This window comes from Leifsonia sp. 563 (genome assembly GCF_040545055.1).
GTDB lineage: Bacteria > Actinomycetota > Actinomycetes > Actinomycetales > Microbacteriaceae > Leifsonia.
In genome coordinates this window covers 257,688-273,181 of the sequence record NZ_JBEPLE010000004.1, presented here as the reverse complement: position 1 = coordinate 273,181, position 15,494 = coordinate 257,688, and the positions used below count along the sequence as shown (strand labels likewise).

General features: G+C 72.5%; 11 protein-coding genes. 6 read left to right on the top strand and 5 right to left on the bottom strand.

Going from position 1 to position 15,494, the window contains the following annotated elements; translation table 11 throughout:
• The first annotated feature begins 86 nt into the window (after window positions 1-86).
• On the top strand, window positions 87-803 hold the full coding sequence (locus ABIC47_RS13985; RefSeq protein WP_026307127.1) for a ferritin-like fold-containing protein: 717 nt from the start codon (window positions 87-89) through the stop codon (window positions 801-803).
• A 67-nt stretch (window positions 804-870) separates the two neighbouring features.
• Here ABIC47_RS13985 and ABIC47_RS13980 read toward each other — a convergent pair whose 3' ends face one another.
• Window positions 871-1,173 (bottom strand): hypothetical protein, encoded by a 303-nt coding sequence (locus ABIC47_RS13980; RefSeq protein ID WP_020075134.1) that lies wholly within the window; start codon window positions 1,171-1,173, stop codon window positions 871-873.
• 10 nt (window positions 1,174-1,183) lie between these two features.
• Entirely contained in the window at window positions 1,184-1,408 is a 225-nt protein-coding gene (locus ABIC47_RS13975; protein ID WP_018190477.1) for a DUF3107 domain-containing protein, read from the bottom strand.
• Window positions 1,409-1,515: 107 nt separating this feature from the next.
• Between ABIC47_RS13975 and ABIC47_RS13970 the strand changes: the two genes are divergently transcribed.
• Window positions 1,516-4,704: an ATP-dependent helicase gene (locus ABIC47_RS13970; RefSeq protein WP_354481177.1), complete on the top strand. Its 3,189-nt coding sequence runs from the start codon at window positions 1,516-1,518 to the stop codon at window positions 4,702-4,704.
• Window positions 4,701-8,063, top strand: a complete 3,363-nt coding sequence (locus ABIC47_RS13965) for an ATP-dependent helicase (protein ID WP_354481175.1) — start codon at window positions 4,701-4,703, stop codon at window positions 8,061-8,063. The genes ABIC47_RS13970 and ABIC47_RS13965 overlap by 4 nt, the downstream gene beginning before the upstream one ends.
• Here ABIC47_RS13965 and ABIC47_RS13960 read toward each other — a convergent pair.
• Window positions 7,994-9,073: a phosphotransferase gene (locus ABIC47_RS13960; RefSeq protein ID WP_354481173.1), complete on the bottom strand. Its 1,080-nt coding sequence runs from the start codon at window positions 9,071-9,073 to the stop codon at window positions 7,994-7,996. The genes ABIC47_RS13965 and ABIC47_RS13960 overlap by 70 nt on opposite strands.
• 60 nt (window positions 9,074-9,133) lie before the next feature.
• Between ABIC47_RS13960 and nudC the strand changes: the two genes are divergently transcribed.
• Both nudC and ABIC47_RS13950 read left to right on the top strand, forming a co-directional pair.
• Window positions 9,134-10,153: an NAD(+) diphosphatase gene (gene nudC, locus ABIC47_RS13955; protein WP_018190481.1), complete on the top strand. Its 1,020-nt coding sequence runs from the start codon at window positions 9,134-9,136 to the stop codon at window positions 10,151-10,153.
• Complete coding sequence (locus ABIC47_RS13950; protein WP_354481171.1) at window positions 10,150-11,907, top strand: ATP-dependent helicase; 1,758 nt, start codon at window positions 10,150-10,152, stop codon at window positions 11,905-11,907. Before nudC ends, ABIC47_RS13950 begins: the two co-directional genes overlap by 4 nt.
• On the opposite strand, the gene ABIC47_RS13945 is transcribed toward ABIC47_RS13950, so the two are convergent.
• Both ABIC47_RS13945 and ABIC47_RS13940 read right to left on the bottom strand, forming a co-directional pair.
• Entirely contained in the window at window positions 11,858-12,739 is an 882-nt protein-coding gene (locus ABIC47_RS13945) for a hypothetical protein (RefSeq protein ID WP_354481169.1), read from the bottom strand. The genes ABIC47_RS13950 and ABIC47_RS13945 overlap by 50 nt on opposite strands.
• 78 nt (window positions 12,740-12,817) lie before the next feature.
• The gene (locus ABIC47_RS13940) at window positions 12,818-14,167 is read right to left on the bottom strand and encodes a zinc-dependent metalloprotease (protein WP_354481167.1); all 1,350 of its coding nucleotides are present in this window, start codon (window positions 14,165-14,167) and stop codon (window positions 12,818-12,820) included.
• Between the two features lie 176 nt (window positions 14,168-14,343).
• Here ABIC47_RS13940 and ABIC47_RS13935 point away from each other — a divergent pair, with 176 nt between their 5' ends.
• Window positions 14,344-15,483 (top strand): YlbL family protein, encoded by a 1,140-nt coding sequence (locus tag ABIC47_RS13935; protein ID WP_354481165.1) that lies wholly within the window; start codon window positions 14,344-14,346, stop codon window positions 15,481-15,483.
• Window positions 15,484-15,494: the final 11 nt, after the last annotated feature.

Genomic DNA, 15,494 nt, shown 5'->3' with positions numbered 1-15,494 from the left:
CTGTTTCTCTGTCGCAGGCGTAGGGCCGTCGATCCTGCGCCGACGGCGTCTCCAGCCTACTGGACGGTCCCGATACACTGCTGAGCGTGTCGACTTGGTTCACCCGGCGACGGCCTTCCGTCGAGCTCCCGCGCCTGACTCCGCGGGCGCGCACGATCCCGACCGTCCGCGTCGACCTGCACGAGGTGATGCCGGATCTGCTGCCCTACCTGGGTCAGTCCGCGTACCTCCAGCTGGAGCAGTTCGAGACGCTGTCGCGCGTCGCGGCCGAGGCGGAGGACCTGCACGCGAAGGGCCTCATCTCGGCGGCCGCCGGTCACGCCCTGTCGAAGCATCAGGGGATCGTGGCCGAGATCCGGCGCCGAGGGGACGACCCGGCCGACGCCATGAAGCCGTTCGCGGATGAGATCGAGGGCTTCAGCGCGCTCATCGTCGGCGCGGACTGGCGCGAGACGCTGCTCTCCGCCCTGGTGACGGGCGGCCTGCTCGACGACTTCTTCATCCGCCTCGCCGCCGGCCTTCCTGGCGACGTCGGACCGCGCCTCGCGCACCTGCTCGGCTCGGAGTCCGGCCAGGAGGGCGTGCTGGAGGTGCTCCGCGCCCAGATCGCGGGCGATCCGCTGCTCGCGTCACGGCTCGCGATGTGGGGCAGGAGGCTCGTCGGCGACACGCTGCTCGTCGCGCGCTCCGCGCTGCACCTCTCGGGCAATAGGATCGCCGATGATGCGCGCATCGAGCCGATCTTCACGGAGCTGATCGCGGCGCACACGCGCCGGATGGACGCGCTCGGCCTGACCGCCTAGCCCGCGACATTCGTGCCGAATGTGCGCTCAGCGTGGGCGATAGCGCACATTCGGCAGGAATGTGCGCTCAGCGGGCGACGGCGCCCTTCGCCAGCGCGTGCAGCATGCGGTCGTCGTTCGTGGAGCGGACGCGTCCGATCAGCAGGTCGGCGACCGCGACGATGAGCGCGGTGCCGAGGAGCGTGATCCACCAGATCCAGCCGCCGTCCCACTTCAGACCGGCCCAGGTGAGCGCCACCCAGAGCACGGCCGACGAGACGACGCCGACGGCCGGGATGAGCACGGAGCCGTGCGTGTGACGGTTCGGCAGCAGATAGCGTCCGGCCAGGCCGATGATGGCCCCTCCGAGGACGACGAAGAGCAGTTCCACGAGTGGGAGGCTAGCCGACGAAGCCGATGCGGCGCGACTCCTCGGTTCCGATCTCGACGTACGCGATACCGGCGGTCGGGACGACGTAGAGCCGGCCCTTGTCGTCGGTCAGCTGCAGGACACCGGTGCCGCTGGCGAGTGCGGTCTGCACCTGCCCGGCGAGCTCTTCGGCCGACTGCGACGACTCGAAGTTGAGCTCGCGGGGGGCGTTGACGATTCCGATGCGGATCTCCACTGAGGTGCCTTTCGAGTCTGACCGGCGGGTGTGAGTTCAGACTACGGCACACGGCTCGCGGCCCCCGCTCGCGTTCTCTGTCGGCGGACGCCGATACCGTGAAGGACATGATCGCTCGAGGCTTCCGGATGCACGCCGCCGGCACCCTCGCATCCCCTCCCGCAGCGGGCGGCCCGGCGCTCGACGGCTCGCAGTCGGAGGTGCTCCTGCTGCCGGACGGCGCCTCCGCCGCCGTGCTCGGAGCGCCAGGCACGGGCAAGACCACGACGCTGGTGGAGGCCCTGGCCGAGCGCGTGCTCGACCGCGGCTACCGGCCGGACGAGGTGCTGGCGCTGAGCGCCTCGCGCACCGCGGCGACGGCGCTCCGCGACCGCATCGCCCTGCGCCTCGGCGTTCCCACGCAGGGGCCTCTGGCGCGCACGGCGACATCGCTCGCGTTCCAGCTCGTCGGCGAGCGGGCGCGCCGCATCGGAGCAGAGCCCCCGCGCCTCCTCACCGGAGGCGAGCAGGACCAGATCATCGCCGAGCTGATCAGCGGCCACCTGGAGGACGGAACCGGTCCGGTCTGGCCAGAGCCGCTCGTCCAGGAGGTGCGGACGCTGCGTGGATTCCGTACCGAGCTGCGCGAGTTGATGGCGCGCTGCGCCGAGCGCGGCGTCACCCCCTCCCGGCTGTCCGAGCTCGGCGCGATCACCGGCCACGACGAGTGGCGCGCCGCCGCCCGCTTCATCGCCGAGTACCAGCTCGTGGTCGACAGCTATCGCGGCGGCTTCGTCGATTCGGCCGAGCTCATCGCGTCGGCGGTCACGGTCATCGCCGAGGGCAGCTCGCTCGACGGCCTGCGCGCCGTCTTCGTGGACGACCTGCAGGAGGCGACGGTCGCGACGCTGGCGCTGCTGCGGGCGCTGGCGGCGCGCGGCGTCGCGGTCGTCGCATTCGGCGACCCGGATGTCGCATCCACCACCTTCCGCGGGGCCCAGACCACGGCCCTGGGGCAGCTCGAGGGTCGCCTCGGCGTGCCGGTGACCCGCTTCGTGCTGACCACGGCGCACCGCCAGACGCCCGCGCTGCGCGAGCTGACCGCCCGGGTGACCGAACGCATCGGCACGGCGGCAGCCGGCGTCCAGCGGCTGGCCGCGGCCGGGCGCCCGGAACCGGAGCAGCCGGATGCGGCGCAGGTGGATGCGGACGGCGTGGATGCGGCCGAGCGCCGCCCCGAGATCGTGCGGCTCGTCGCCGTGTCCGCCCCCGCGGAGGCGTCGCGGCTGGCGCGCAAGCTGCGCGAACGTCACCTGCTCGACGGCGTCCCCTGGAGCTCGATGGCCGTCGTGGTCCGTTCGGGCGCCCATGTGCCCGCCCTCTCGCGTGCCCTCGCGGTCGCCGAGGTTCCGACGACGACGAGCATCGCCGGGCGTCCGCTGCGCGACGATTTCGCCGCCCGCCAGCTGATCACGATCGCCGGCGTGCAACTCGGCGCGATCGAGCTGACGCCCGTGGTCGCCACCGAACTGCTGCTCGGGCCGTTCGGCGGGCTCGACAGCGTCAGCCTGCGGCGGCTGCGCCTTGCCCTCCGTCAGGAGGAGCTCGCGGGCGACGGCAACCGCCCGGGCGATGAGCTGCTCGTGGAGGCGCTGCAGCATCCCGCGCACCTGGCAACGATCGATGCGAGCCCGGCCCGCCGGGCGGCACGACTGGCCGAGACACTGCGGTCCGGCCGCGAGAAGGCGGAGAACGGCGCCTCGATCGAGGAGCTGCTCTGGCACGTCTGGGAGCGCAGCGGCCTCGCCGCCCGCTGGCTGGAGCACTCGGAGCGCACGGGCATCGTCGCCGACGAGGCGAACCGGCACCTCGACGGCGTCGTCGCGCTGTTCACCGCCGCCCGCCGCTTCGTCGAGCGCTACCCGGAGCATCCGGCCTCCGACTTCGTCGTCGAACTCCTCGGCGCGGAGGTGCCGGAGGACACCCTCGCCGCCCGTACGGCCGGCGACGCCGTCCTGGTCTGCACCCCGAGCGCCACCATCGGTCGCGAGTTCGAGGTCGTCGTCGTCGCCGGACTCCAGGAGAGCGTCTGGCCCAACCTGCGCCTGCGCGGTTCGCTGCTGCACCCGCAAGAGCTCGCGGACGCGGTGGAGGGTCGCACCACCGTGACCGAGGACGAGCGGGCGGAGGTGCTCGGCGACGAGCTCCGGATGTTCGCGCTGGCGGTCTCGCGCGCCCGCGGCCAGGTGATCCTCACGGCCACGGCGAACGACGACGAGCAGCCCTCCCCGTTCCTGCGCCTCGCGGCCGACCTGGCCGTCGACGACGCCGACGACGGCGCCCATCCGCTCTCCCTCCGTGGCATGGTCGGCCGGTTGCGTCGCCGCCTCGCCACGACGGGCGCACCTGACGCGGCCGAAGCGCTCGCCCGGCTGGCGGACGCGGACGTGGAGGGCGCCGATCCCGCCGCCTGGTACGGCCTGCTGGAGCCGTCGACGACCGAGCCGCTGGTCGACCTCGACGACCCGGAGGCCGTGGTCCGGGTGTCTCCGTCGCGGCTGGAGACGTTCGAGAAGTCGCCGCTGGCCTGGTTCGTGGACACGATGGCCGCCTCGCCGAGCGGACTCGCCGCCGGTATCGGCACCGTCGTGCACGCCGTTATGGAGGAGGCGAGCACGAGCGACGACCGCGACCTCAGCGTCGAGCGGCTGTGGCAAGGCATCGAGCGCCGGTGGGGCGAACTCGCGTTCGAGTCGCCGTGGCTGGAGGAGAAGGAGCGGCGACGGACGCGGACCCTCACGGCCGGGGTCTCGGAGTACCTCCGCGACTTCGAGCGCGCCGGTGGCGTGCTGCTCGGCTCCGAGGGCGCTTTCGAGCTGCGCCTCGGCCGGGCGCTCGTGCGCGGGACGATCGACCGGGTGGAGCGCACACCGGACGGCACGGTCGTCATCGTCGACCTCAAGACGGGCAACCGCACGCCCTCGGCGGCGGAAGCGGCCGAGCACGCGCAGCTGGGCGCCTATCAGCTCGCCCTGGAGTACGGGGCCGTGGAGCAGGCCGCCGACCTGCCATCTGGCGGGGCGAAGCTGCTCTTCGTCGCCAAGGGCGTCCGCGGGAAGGGCTACCGCGAGGTCGCTCAGGACCGCGTCGACGACGAAGGGCTCGACCGGCTGCGAGAGCGCGTCGCGCGAGCGGCCGACGGCATGGCGGGTGCGACCTTCGCCGGGGTCGTCGACCTGGGCGAGCGCGACCCGCACGGGAAGTACGAGTACCGCATCCACCTGGTGCCTGCGGTGAGCGCGGGAGGAGGAGCATGACGGACGAAGCGACGCACGTCGACGACGAGAGCCTCCTGGAGTGGGCGACCGAGCAGGCGGAGCTCGACCTCGTCGAGCAGGCCTTCTCGCTGGCCGAGACGGAGGAGGAGCGGCCGCGCCCGTCGCGTGCGCTGAGCGCGGCGGACATCGCCGAGGCGCTCCGGCTGCCCATCCCGACCGCCCAGCAGCAGGCGGTCATCGAGGCGCCGCTCCGACCCGCGATCGTGGTCGCGGGAGCCGGCAGCGGCAAGACCGAGACGATGGCGAACCGGGTGGTCTGGCTGCTCGCGAACGGCCACGTTCGAGTTCCCGAGATCCTCGGCCTGACGTTCACCCGCAAGGCGGCGGGCGAGCTGGCGGGCCGCATCCGCACCCGTATCGAGCAGCTGGTCGCGTCCGGCGTGACCGAGGTGGAGTTCGACCCGTTCGACGCCCCGGCGGTCGCCACCTACAACTCGTTCGCGAACGCGATCTTCCGCGAGAACGCGTTGCTGATCGGCCGCGAGCCGGAGTCGGCGGTGCTCAGCGAGGCGTCGGCGTGGCAGCTCGCCCGCCGTCTCGTCGTCACCAGCACCGACGACCGCCTGGTCGAGCTCGACCGGGGCGTCGAGGCGGTCACGACCGCGGTCGTGACGCTGAGCCGGGCGCTCAGCGAGAACGTCGCCGACCCGGACGACGTCGAGCGGATGGTGGAGCAGTTCGCGCGCATCGCCGAGCTGCCGACGGGCAACGGGCGCGTGAAGGAGCTCTACGCCTCCGTGCGCTCGGCCGTCGACGCGGTCGGGTCGCTTCCTCCGCTGCTCGATCTCGCCCGCGCCTTCGCCGACGAGAAGCGCCGTCGCGGATTCGTCGAGTACTCCGACCAGGTGGCCCTCGCGCTGGATGTGAGCGAGCGCCTCCCCGCGGTGGTCGCCGACTACCGCCGGCGCTACCGCGTCGTGTTGCTCGACGAGTATCAGGACACCTCGGTCGTGCAGACCCGCCTGCTCTCGACGCTGTTCGCCGGGCAGCCGGTGATGGCGGTCGGCGATCCGCACCAGTCCATCTACGGCTGGCGCGGCGCCAGCGCGGCCAACCTCGGCCGGTTCTCCGCCGACTTCACCGGTCAGCGCGCTGGAGCGGAGGGCGGAGCGGCCGAATACGCGCTGAGCACCAGCTGGCGCAACCCGACGCGGGTCCTGGATGCGGCGAACGCGCTCGTGGAGCCGCTGACGGCCGCCTCGCCGGTGCACGTCGAGCGCCTGCAGCCTCGCCCCGGCGCCGTCGCGGGGGAGCTGACGGCGGTGTTCGAGCAGACGGTTGCCGACGAGGCCGAGACGGTGGCGCGCTGGCTCGGCGCACGGCTCGGCGACCGCGACGACGACGGCGTCCCGCCGAGTGCTGCGATGCTCTGCCGGTCGCTGAAGAAGATCGACGTGTTCACGTCCGCCCTCGCCCGCCACGGCATCCCGTATCACGTGCTCGGGCTGGGCGGCCTGCTGGAGCAGCCCGTCATCGCCGACCTCGTCAGCGCTCTGCGGGTGATGCACGACCCGACCGCCGGCTCCGAGCTGATCCGGTTGCTGACGGGCGCCAAGTGGCGCGTCGGCCCGAAGGACATCGCCGCGCTGCGCGATGTCGCGTCGTGGCTCGCCGAGCGCGACCACCGGTACCAGCGGCTCGATCCCGAACTGCGCGACCGGCTGCGGCGATCGGTCGCGGGGGAGGAGTCGGCATCCCTGGTGGATGCGCTCGACTTCGTCGTCGAGGCACCGGACGACCACGGACGGTTGGCGGGATTCAGCCCGGAGGGTCTGGCGCGGATGCGTGACGCCGGCCGACGACTCGACCACCTGCGGTCACGGGTCGGGCTCGACCTGCTCGACCTCGTCACGCTGGTGCAGCAGGAGCTTCTGCTCGACATCGAGGTCGCGGCGAACGAGACCGCGCAGCTCGGTCAGGCGAGCCTCGACGCGTTCGCGGAGCAGGTCGCCTCGTACCTCGCGGCGGACGACCAGGCGACCCTCGGCTCCTTCCTGTCGTGGCTCGCGGAGGCGGAGCAGCGCGACAACCTGGCCCCGCGCAGCGAGGAGCCGGAGCCGGGCACCGTGCAGATCCTCACCATCCACGGCGCGAAGGGCCTGGAGTGGGATGTCGTGGCCGTCCCGCGCCTGGTCGAGGGTGAGCTCCCCGGGCCGCCGCAGAGCCGCAAGGGCTGGCTGGCCTTCGGGCAGCTGCCGAACGAGTTCCGAGGAGACTCGGCCGAGCTTCCGGTGATCGCCTGGCGCACCGCCGAGACCCAGAAGGACGTCAACGACTCGATCGCGGCGTTCGAGGAGGAGAACCTCGCCCGGCACCTCGACGAGCAGCGCCGGCTGATCTACGTCGCCGTCACCCGGGCCCGGCAGCGGCTGCTGCTGTCCGGTTCGTACTGGTCGACCCAGACCAAGCCGCGCGGCCCCGGGTCGTACCTCCTGGAACTGCAGGAGGCGGGTCTGCTGCCGCCGGACGCGTTCCCGGACTGCGACGAGTCGGAGGAGAACCCCCTCGCGCTGACCGCATCCACCGTGACCTGGCCGCTTGAGCCGCTCGGCGCCCGCCGCACGCGCGTCGAGGCGGCGGCCGAGGCGGTCCGCCGCGCACGGGAGCGCGGGGCGGGCGACGGCGGTGTCTACGCGCGCGACCTCGACCTGCTGCTCGCCGAGCGCACCCGACGCGCAGAAGAGGCGGGTCTCGTCGAGCTGCCCGCGCGCATCCCGGCCTCGCGGTTCAAGGACTACGTGACCGACCCGGCATCGGTGGCGGCGACCCTGCGCCGGCCGATGCCCGAGCGCCCGTACCGCCAGACGAGGCTGGGCACCCTGTTCCACCGCTGGGTGGAGGAGCGCTTCGGCACGGTCGCGGGCGCGACCGACGTGCTCGACGCCCACGTCGCCGAACTGGACGACCTCGCGGGCGATGTGCTCGAGGCCGAGCGCTTCGAGGAGCTCCGTGCCACCTTCGAGCGCAGCCAGTGGGCCGGGCGGCGTCCGGAGGAGGTGGAGCTGGAGATCCACATCACCCTCGCCGGGCAGGTGGTCGTCTGCAAGCTCGACGCCGTCTACCGGGCGGAGGACGGCATCCACGACTACCAGATCGTCGACTGGAAGACCGGCAAGGCGCCGCGCGACGCGGACGACCTGGAGCGCAAGCAGCTGCAGCTCGCGCTCTACCGCCTGGCGTTCGCCCGCTACGCAGGGATCGACCCGGAGCGGATCGACGCCGTCTTCTACTTCGTGGCCGACGACGCGGTCGTGCGGCCGGAGCGCCTCTACGCGGAGGAGGAGCTGACGTCGCTCTGGTCGTCGGCGACCGGCTTCATCCCGCCCGAGCGCCCGTAGCCTCCGGGATCCGTGCGGTCGCCGGGAGTCCGGTCGAGCATGGCCTCCACATCGCCGACGGCCATGATCGGGCCGGTCGCCGTCGAGAGCGGGTTCATCGAGTTGCTGCGGACGCGGTCCACCAGGCCGTCGAGCATCTCGACCGCGTCATCCACGATCGTCTGGTCGCGCACCTCGCGGCCATGGAGCAGCCACCGGGCCACCTCGAGCTCGGCGTACAGCATGGCGCGCTGGGTGAACTGGCGGTCGGTGGCGACCTGCCGCGTGGAGGCGTAGGCGCCCAGGGCGCCGTCGGTCGCCTCCGGGTTCATGGCGAGCAGCCAGTGCAGGTCGCGCGCCGGGTCGCCGACGCGGAGCGCCGACCAGCCGAGCACGGCCGTGACGACGTCGTCCTCGACGAGGAAAGAGTCCGAGGTGAGGGAGCCGTTGATGACGGTCGGCTGGAACTGCCAGATCGAGTGGTCGGCCGCCGCATCCCGCCACCGGTCGCGCAGCGCGACGGGCAGGAGACCGGTGGATGCGGCCGATTCGATGACCGAGTTCGCCGCCGTGAGGCACTCGGCCGACGACATCACCGGCAGGCCGGCCTCGCCGACGAAGGCGGTGGGGAGCGCGTGGATGGCCGCGATGGCGTGCCCGATCGACCCGGCCAGGCCATCGCCCGGCGGGACGTCCTCCACCGCGATGTGCTCGCCCGGGAGGAAGTCGTAGACGACGGCGCGCGTTCCCGCGACAGGCGCCTGGCCGAGGTAGCGGGGCACCTCGAACGGGAGACGGGTGCGGATGCCGGTGGTGAGTGCGCGCAGCGCGACCAGATCGGCGCTCTGCTCGGTCTCCGCGATCTGGTTCGTCGGCACGCGCACGATGACGGTGGAGCCGTCCCTCGTCGACAGCAGCGCCGAGTCGAACTCGCCTGCGCCGCTCCTGGTGTAGCTGCGGGCGCCGGAGACGTCGAGGTCGGGAACGGCCGAGGTGGCCAGCGCGGCTAGAGTGAAGTGGGATCTGGCCATGCACCTAGGCTAATTGGACCTCCCTGCGACGGCCGTCCGCCACGCCCCGAAAGGACCTCGATGTCGTCCGCCCCGACTCCCGCCCTTCCCCTCGCCGCTCTTCCGCTCTCGCGGCACGCGACCGACCGCGACCATGCCGCGCGATCGCGGCCTGCCCTGTTCGACGAGCTCTGGGAGGAGCCGACCACGCGCGTGCTCGCGCTGTGGAAGGGACGGGCGCTGCTGACTGCGGAGAGCGTCGCGGCCGCCACGCCCGCAGCGGACGGCTGGTCGGCCCCGGACGCCGGACCGGCCGAGCTGGAGCTGCTGCCGGTGGACCGGGTCACCTCCGCGCTGATCCGGGTGTACCTCGGCCGCACCACGGTCGCCTCGGCGACCGAGCCCGCGGGCACCGCCGTGGTGCTGCAGGTGCTGACCGACGCCGCGGCGCAGGAGCTGGAGCCGGACGAGGCGCGCTGGGGCAACCTGCGTACGGTCGCCACCGCGCTGAGCGACCGCGACGCGGGCCTCTTCACCGAGGCGCTCGCGATGGCGAACTGGCACGCGACGCACACGCACTGCCCCCGCTGCGGATCGCCGACGGTGGTCGAGCAGGCGGGCTGGGTGCGGCGCTGCCTCGAGGACGGCTCCGAGGTCTTTCCGCGAACGGACCCCGCGGTCATCGTGACGGTGCTGGATGCGGACGACCGGCTCCTGCTCGGCTCCAACGCGATGTGGGAGAACTCCCGCTATTCGCTGCTCGCCGGTTTCGTCGAGCCGGGCGAGTCGTTCGAGGCGGCAGTGGAGCGCGAGATGTTCGAGGAGGCGGGCATCCGCGTCGTCGACGCCCGCTACAAGGGCTCGCAGCCGTGGCCGTTCCCGGCATCGGTGATGGTCGGCATGACGGCGCGGCTGGCCGATGATCAGGCCGCGAGCGCGCTCGATCCGGACGGCGAGGAGATCCTCGACGTGCGCTGGTTCACCCGCGACGAGCTGTGGGCGGCGCGCGAGCAGATCATCCTCCCGGGCCGCTCCTCCATCGCGCGAGCCCTCATCGAGGACTGGTACGGCGGCCCGCTCGACGAGCCGCCGGCGCCGTGAGCACCGCGCTCTCCGGCCCGGACGCCCTGCTGGCCGGGCTGGACGCGCAGCAGCGGGTCGCGGCGGAGGCGCTGTTCGGCCCGGTGTGCATCCTCGCCGGTGCCGGCACGGGCAAGACGCGCGCGATCACGCACCGCATCGCGTACGGCGTCGCCTCCGGCGCCTATGCGCCCGGGCGTGTGATGGCGCTGACGTTCACCGCGCGCGCCGCTGCCGAGCTGCGTGGGCGGCTCCGTCAGCTCGGCGCCGGGGGAGTGTCGGCGCGGACCTTCCACTCCGCCGCTCTCGCGCAGCTGAACTACTTCTGGCCGCAGGTCGTCGGCGGGCAGCTGCCCTCCGTGCTCGACGGCAAGGGCCGCATCCTGGGGCATGCCGCAGAGCGGCTGAAGGTGAAGGTGGACACGGCCACCCTGCGTGACGTCGCCGCGGAGATCGAGTGGCGCAAGGTCTCTGGCCTGAGCATCGAGCAGTACACGGCCGCCGACCGGCCGACCCCCGGCTCGCTGACCGCGACGCAGGTCGCCGATCTGCTGCAGTCGTACGAGGACCTCAAGGACGAACGCAAGCAGATCGACTTCGAGGATGTGCTGCTCGCCTGCGCCGGGATGATCGAGTCCGAGCCGTCGGTCGCCCTGCAGGTGCGCGAGCAGTACCGCTTCTTCGTCGTGGACGAGTATCAGGACGTCTCGCCGCTCCAGCACCAGCTGCTCAGCCTGTGGCTGGGCACCCGCCGCGACCTGTGCGTCGTCGGCGACGCCAGCCAGACGATCTACTCCTTCGCCGGAGCCCGCAGCGAGTACCTGCTCGGATTCGAGCACGAGCATCCCGGCGCGACCGTGGTGCGACTGGAGCAGAACTACCGCTCGACGCCGGCCGTGATCGACACCGCGAACCGGCTGATGCGCGGGAGGTCCGGCGCGCTGACCCTGCGCCCGGCCGAGATCGCCGGTGGGACACCGCACGGTGACCCCGTCACCGAGCCCGCCACCTTCGAGGACGATCGGGCCGAGGCCCGCGCCGTCGCCGGACGCATCGCCGCCGAGCTGGCCGCGGGCGCACGGCCGGAGCACATCGCGGTGCTGTACCGCGTCAACGTCCAGGCCGCGGCACTCGAGCAGGCGCTCGGCGACCTCGGGATCAGCTACCAGATCCGCGGTTCGAAGCGCTTCTTCGACCTCCCGGAGGTGCGCCAGGCCGTCATGTCGCTACGGGCGGCCAGCCTCGCGGCCACCGAGGACCCACTGTTCAAGTCGGTCAGCGACGTGCTGCGCTCGCTGGGATGGTCGGTGCAGCCTCCCGAGGCCCGTGGCGCCGTCCGCGAGCGCTGGGAGTCGCTGAACGCCATCATGGGCCTGGTGGACGAGCAGCCGCCCGGCCAGACGCTCCGCGCCTTCACCGATGAACTGCTCGCCCGGCAGGCCGGTCAGCACGAACCGACGATGTCGGCCGTGACCCTCGCGACCCTCCACGCGGCCAAGGGACTGGAATGGCCCTCGGTCTACCTGATCGGCCTCAGCGAGGGCCTCGTCCCGATCAGCTATGCGAGCACCTTCGAGCAGATCGACGAAGAGCGCCGCCTGCTGTACGTCGGCATCACCCGTGCACGTCGCAGCCTCCACCTCAGCTGGGCGGCGCGCGGCAACCAGCCCGGCAGGCCGCAACTCCGGCAGCCATCTCGCTTCCTGGCGGAGCTGCGGCCGACGGTCACGGCGGAAGGCCGAGGCACCCGCACTCCGGGTGCGGCTCCCAGGTAGCGCTGACCCAGTCGGCACCGCCCCATCGCGCGTCGCTCCCGTCCGCGCTGCCCTTGTCCGTCCGGTCGCGGACCAGCCGCCAGCTCACCCCGACCGGGGGCGGAAGTGCCGGCCGTCCGCGGGCAGCGCCGACGCCCGCGAGCACCAGCGCGGCGGCGCGGGCGGCGACGATGGCGGACGTGATCGCGTCCTCACCCGGTGGCGGCAGCGTGTGCAGTTGGGTGGCCATCACCGGCCATGCCGGGTCGGCGGCCGTACGGTGAAGGTCGACGCACCGGAGGCACGGCGCCGCTCCCGGTCGCACCCACGGCCCGACCGTGACCCCGGCATCCCCGAACACGACCGCAAGGTGGGGGATGTCGCGCCGCAGCCAGCGGGCGGAACGCTGCGGCTCGATCGCGTACGAGCCGACGATGACCGCCGCCTCTGCCCGGTCGAGCGCCGGGTCGTCCCACGCGAGTCCGCCGCGCACCTCCGCGCCAGCATCGGTCAGCATCCCGGCGAGCTGCGACGCCGTCGGTCCCGCCGCGTCGAGCACGACGAGTGGCGGCCGGCCGGGCGGTCGCTCGTCCCGGTTCTCGCGTCCCTCATCGCGCGCCAGCGCGGGCGCGACGCGCTTCAGCAGCGCCGTTGCCGCACCCGGCGGCGCGCCGGCCCTCTCCGCGAGCAGCTGCAGTCCCTCGCGGGTCACGCCGCAGGCGAGCGCCGCGAGCATCCGCTCGTCGGCCGCGCTGACGCTGTCGAGCACGAGCACCGGTTGCTCCACACCGAACTGCAGGCAGTCCGGAGTGCGCCAGACGCGTTGGATGCGGGGGTCGAGTGCGATGGCCATCCCCGCATCCTGCCGGACGCCGGGGCCCGGTCAGCGGTTGTCCACAGCCGCTGACCGCGCACCCCGGTCATCCACAGGTCAGGCTTCGGTCGGCCGGTCCCGGTCGTCGCGCAGGAGGTCCTCGATGGCCTGGTCGAGCGCATCCTGCTCGGGCTCCTGACCGGTCGCGGTGGCCGTGAGGCGCGCAACGAGGGCCGACGGGTCGTCGAGGTCCGACGACTGCGGCAGCAGGTCCGGGTGCGACCACAGGTCGTCGCGCCCATCCATGCCGACCGCTTCCGTCACGGCCTGCCACATCGCGGCGGCGTCGCGCAGCCGGCGCGGTCGCAGCTCGAGCCCGACGAGGGTCGCGAACGCGGACTCCGCCGGACCGCCCGATGCGCGCCGGCGACGGACCGTCTCGGCGATCGCGTCGGCCCGGGGGAGCAGGCGGGTGGCGTTGGCGGTCACCACGTCGACCCAGCCCTCGACCAGTGCGAGGACGGTCTCGAGACGCGCGAGCGCCTCCTGCTGCTCCTCGGTGCGCGGCGGGATCAGCCGCCCGCTCACCATCGCCTCGCGCAGCTCGTCGGGGTTGGACGGGTCGAAGTTCTCGGCCAGCGACTCCAGGGCATCGGTGTCGATGGTGATGCCCTTGGCGAAGGCCGTGATCTGCGTGATCAGCTGGAGGCGCAGCCACTTCGCGTGGCGGAACAGGCGCGCGTGTGCGAGCTCGCGCACCGCGAGGTACAGCTGGATCTGGTCTTCGGGGATGTCGAGACCGTCGCCGAACTCCGCGATGTTCTGCGGGAGCAGCGCCGCGGTGCCGTCCGGCAGCAGCGGGATGCCGATGTCCCCACCGGAGACGACCTCCTTGGAGAGCTGCCCGACGACCTGGCCGAGCTGCATCGCGAACAGGGCGCCGCCGATGGAGCGCATGACCTGGCCGGCGTTCTGCAGCATGGCCTGCATCTCCTCCGGAGCCTGCTCGGCGAGGACGCGGGTGAGCGCGTCGGAGATGCTGAGCGCAACCGGCTCGGCCAGCTGCGTCCACAGCGGCATCGTCTGCCGGGCCCACTCGGCACGGCCGATCAGCTCGGGCGTGGCGCTGAGTCCCGCGACGCCGGTCGCCTGGTCGAGCCAGAGTGCGGCCACGTGGAAGGCCTGGTCGAGCGAGGCGCGCTCGGCCGGCGTGACCGCATGGGCGCCGTCGGCGGCCAGCTGGCGCGCCTGCTGCTCGGCGATGTCCCAGTTGATGCCGCCGCCCGGGTTCATCAGCGCGTTCTGGAGCTGTCCGAGCAGCGCCTGGATGCTGGCGGGATCGTTGGGGAGGCCCGCGGCGCCGGCGAGGCGGCTCGGGTCGATCGATGCGCCGTTCCCCGACAGGAACTGGTTCAGCATGTCGCGGAACTCGTCGTCGTCCCGCTCCTCGTTCTGGTCGTCGGCCATCGTCGTTCCCTACTCCTCGAAGTGAGCCGGCCGTCCGGTGAGCAGCCGTCGGGCTCGGCTTCAGGCTTGTCATCTACGCTAGCCGCTGGCGCCGGGATGCCGGGTGGGAATTGCCCTATGCTCGCTTCCGGACCGTGCGCCTGTGGCGAACACGACCCTGACGAGAGGACGCCCCCGTGACGCTGTTCGGCGACGAGGACCCGACGCTGCGCACCCAGGAGCGCACGCGCATCGCGCCGCCGCGGCGCGTGATCATCGGATGGGTCGCCATCGGCCTCGCCGTCGTCCTCGGCCTGGTGCTCGCGCTGGTCCCCGCTCCGTTCGTGATCGAGCAGCCTGGGCCCGTCTACAACACCCTCGGCACCGACCAGCAGGTCGGCGCGACGGAGGGCGGGGACGCCAAGGAGCTCATCAGCATCTCCGGCCAGAAGACCTATCCGACGTCCGGGTCGCTCGACCTGCTCACCGTCTCGGTGGTGGGCAATCCGGAGCAGCGCCCGTCGTGGATGGAGATCGCGGGTGCGTGGTTCCAGCCGAGCAAGGCGGTCCTGCCGCTCGAGTCGGTGTTCCCGCCCGGCACCACCACCGAGCAGTCGAACGCCGAGAACGCCGCCCTGATGGTCGACTCCCAGCAGGATGCGATCGCCGCCGCCCTCAACGAGCTCGGCTACACCTTCCCCGAGAACGTGGCCGTCAAGCAGCTGATCAAGGGCACGCCGGCCGCCGATGTGCTGAAGGTGGGCGACGAGATCACTTCCGTCAACGGCACGAAGATCGCGAGTGTCGACGAGCTCCGGAGCGCGGTGAAGGAGAACGGCACCGGCAAGGCGGCCGAGCTCGGGATCGTGCGCGACGGCGTGCCGACGACCGTCTCGATCACCCCGACCGAGTCGCAGGGGCAGGTCGTGCTCGGCATCGGCGCCGGGATGGATTACACCTTCCCCTTCGACGTGAAGATCCAGCTCAACGACGTGGGCGGCCCGAGCGCGGGCCAGATGTTCGCGCTCGGGATCATCGACAAGCTGACGCCTGGATCCCTGAACGGCGGCAAGCGCATCGCCGGGACGGGCACGATCGACAACACGGGGCAGATCGGCCCGATCGGCGGCATCCGGCAGAAGATGTACGCCGCGCGCGACGACGGCAAGGCCGACTACTTCCTCGCGCCCGCCTCGAACTGCGACGAGGTGACCGGCCACATCCCCGCCGGTCTCCGCGTGTTCGCCGTGAAGACGCTGGACGACTCCCTCAAAGTCCTGAAGGCGGTGGAGGACGGATCGAGCACCTCCGGCCTCGCCACCTGCCCCGCCCGGTGAGCGCACGGTCG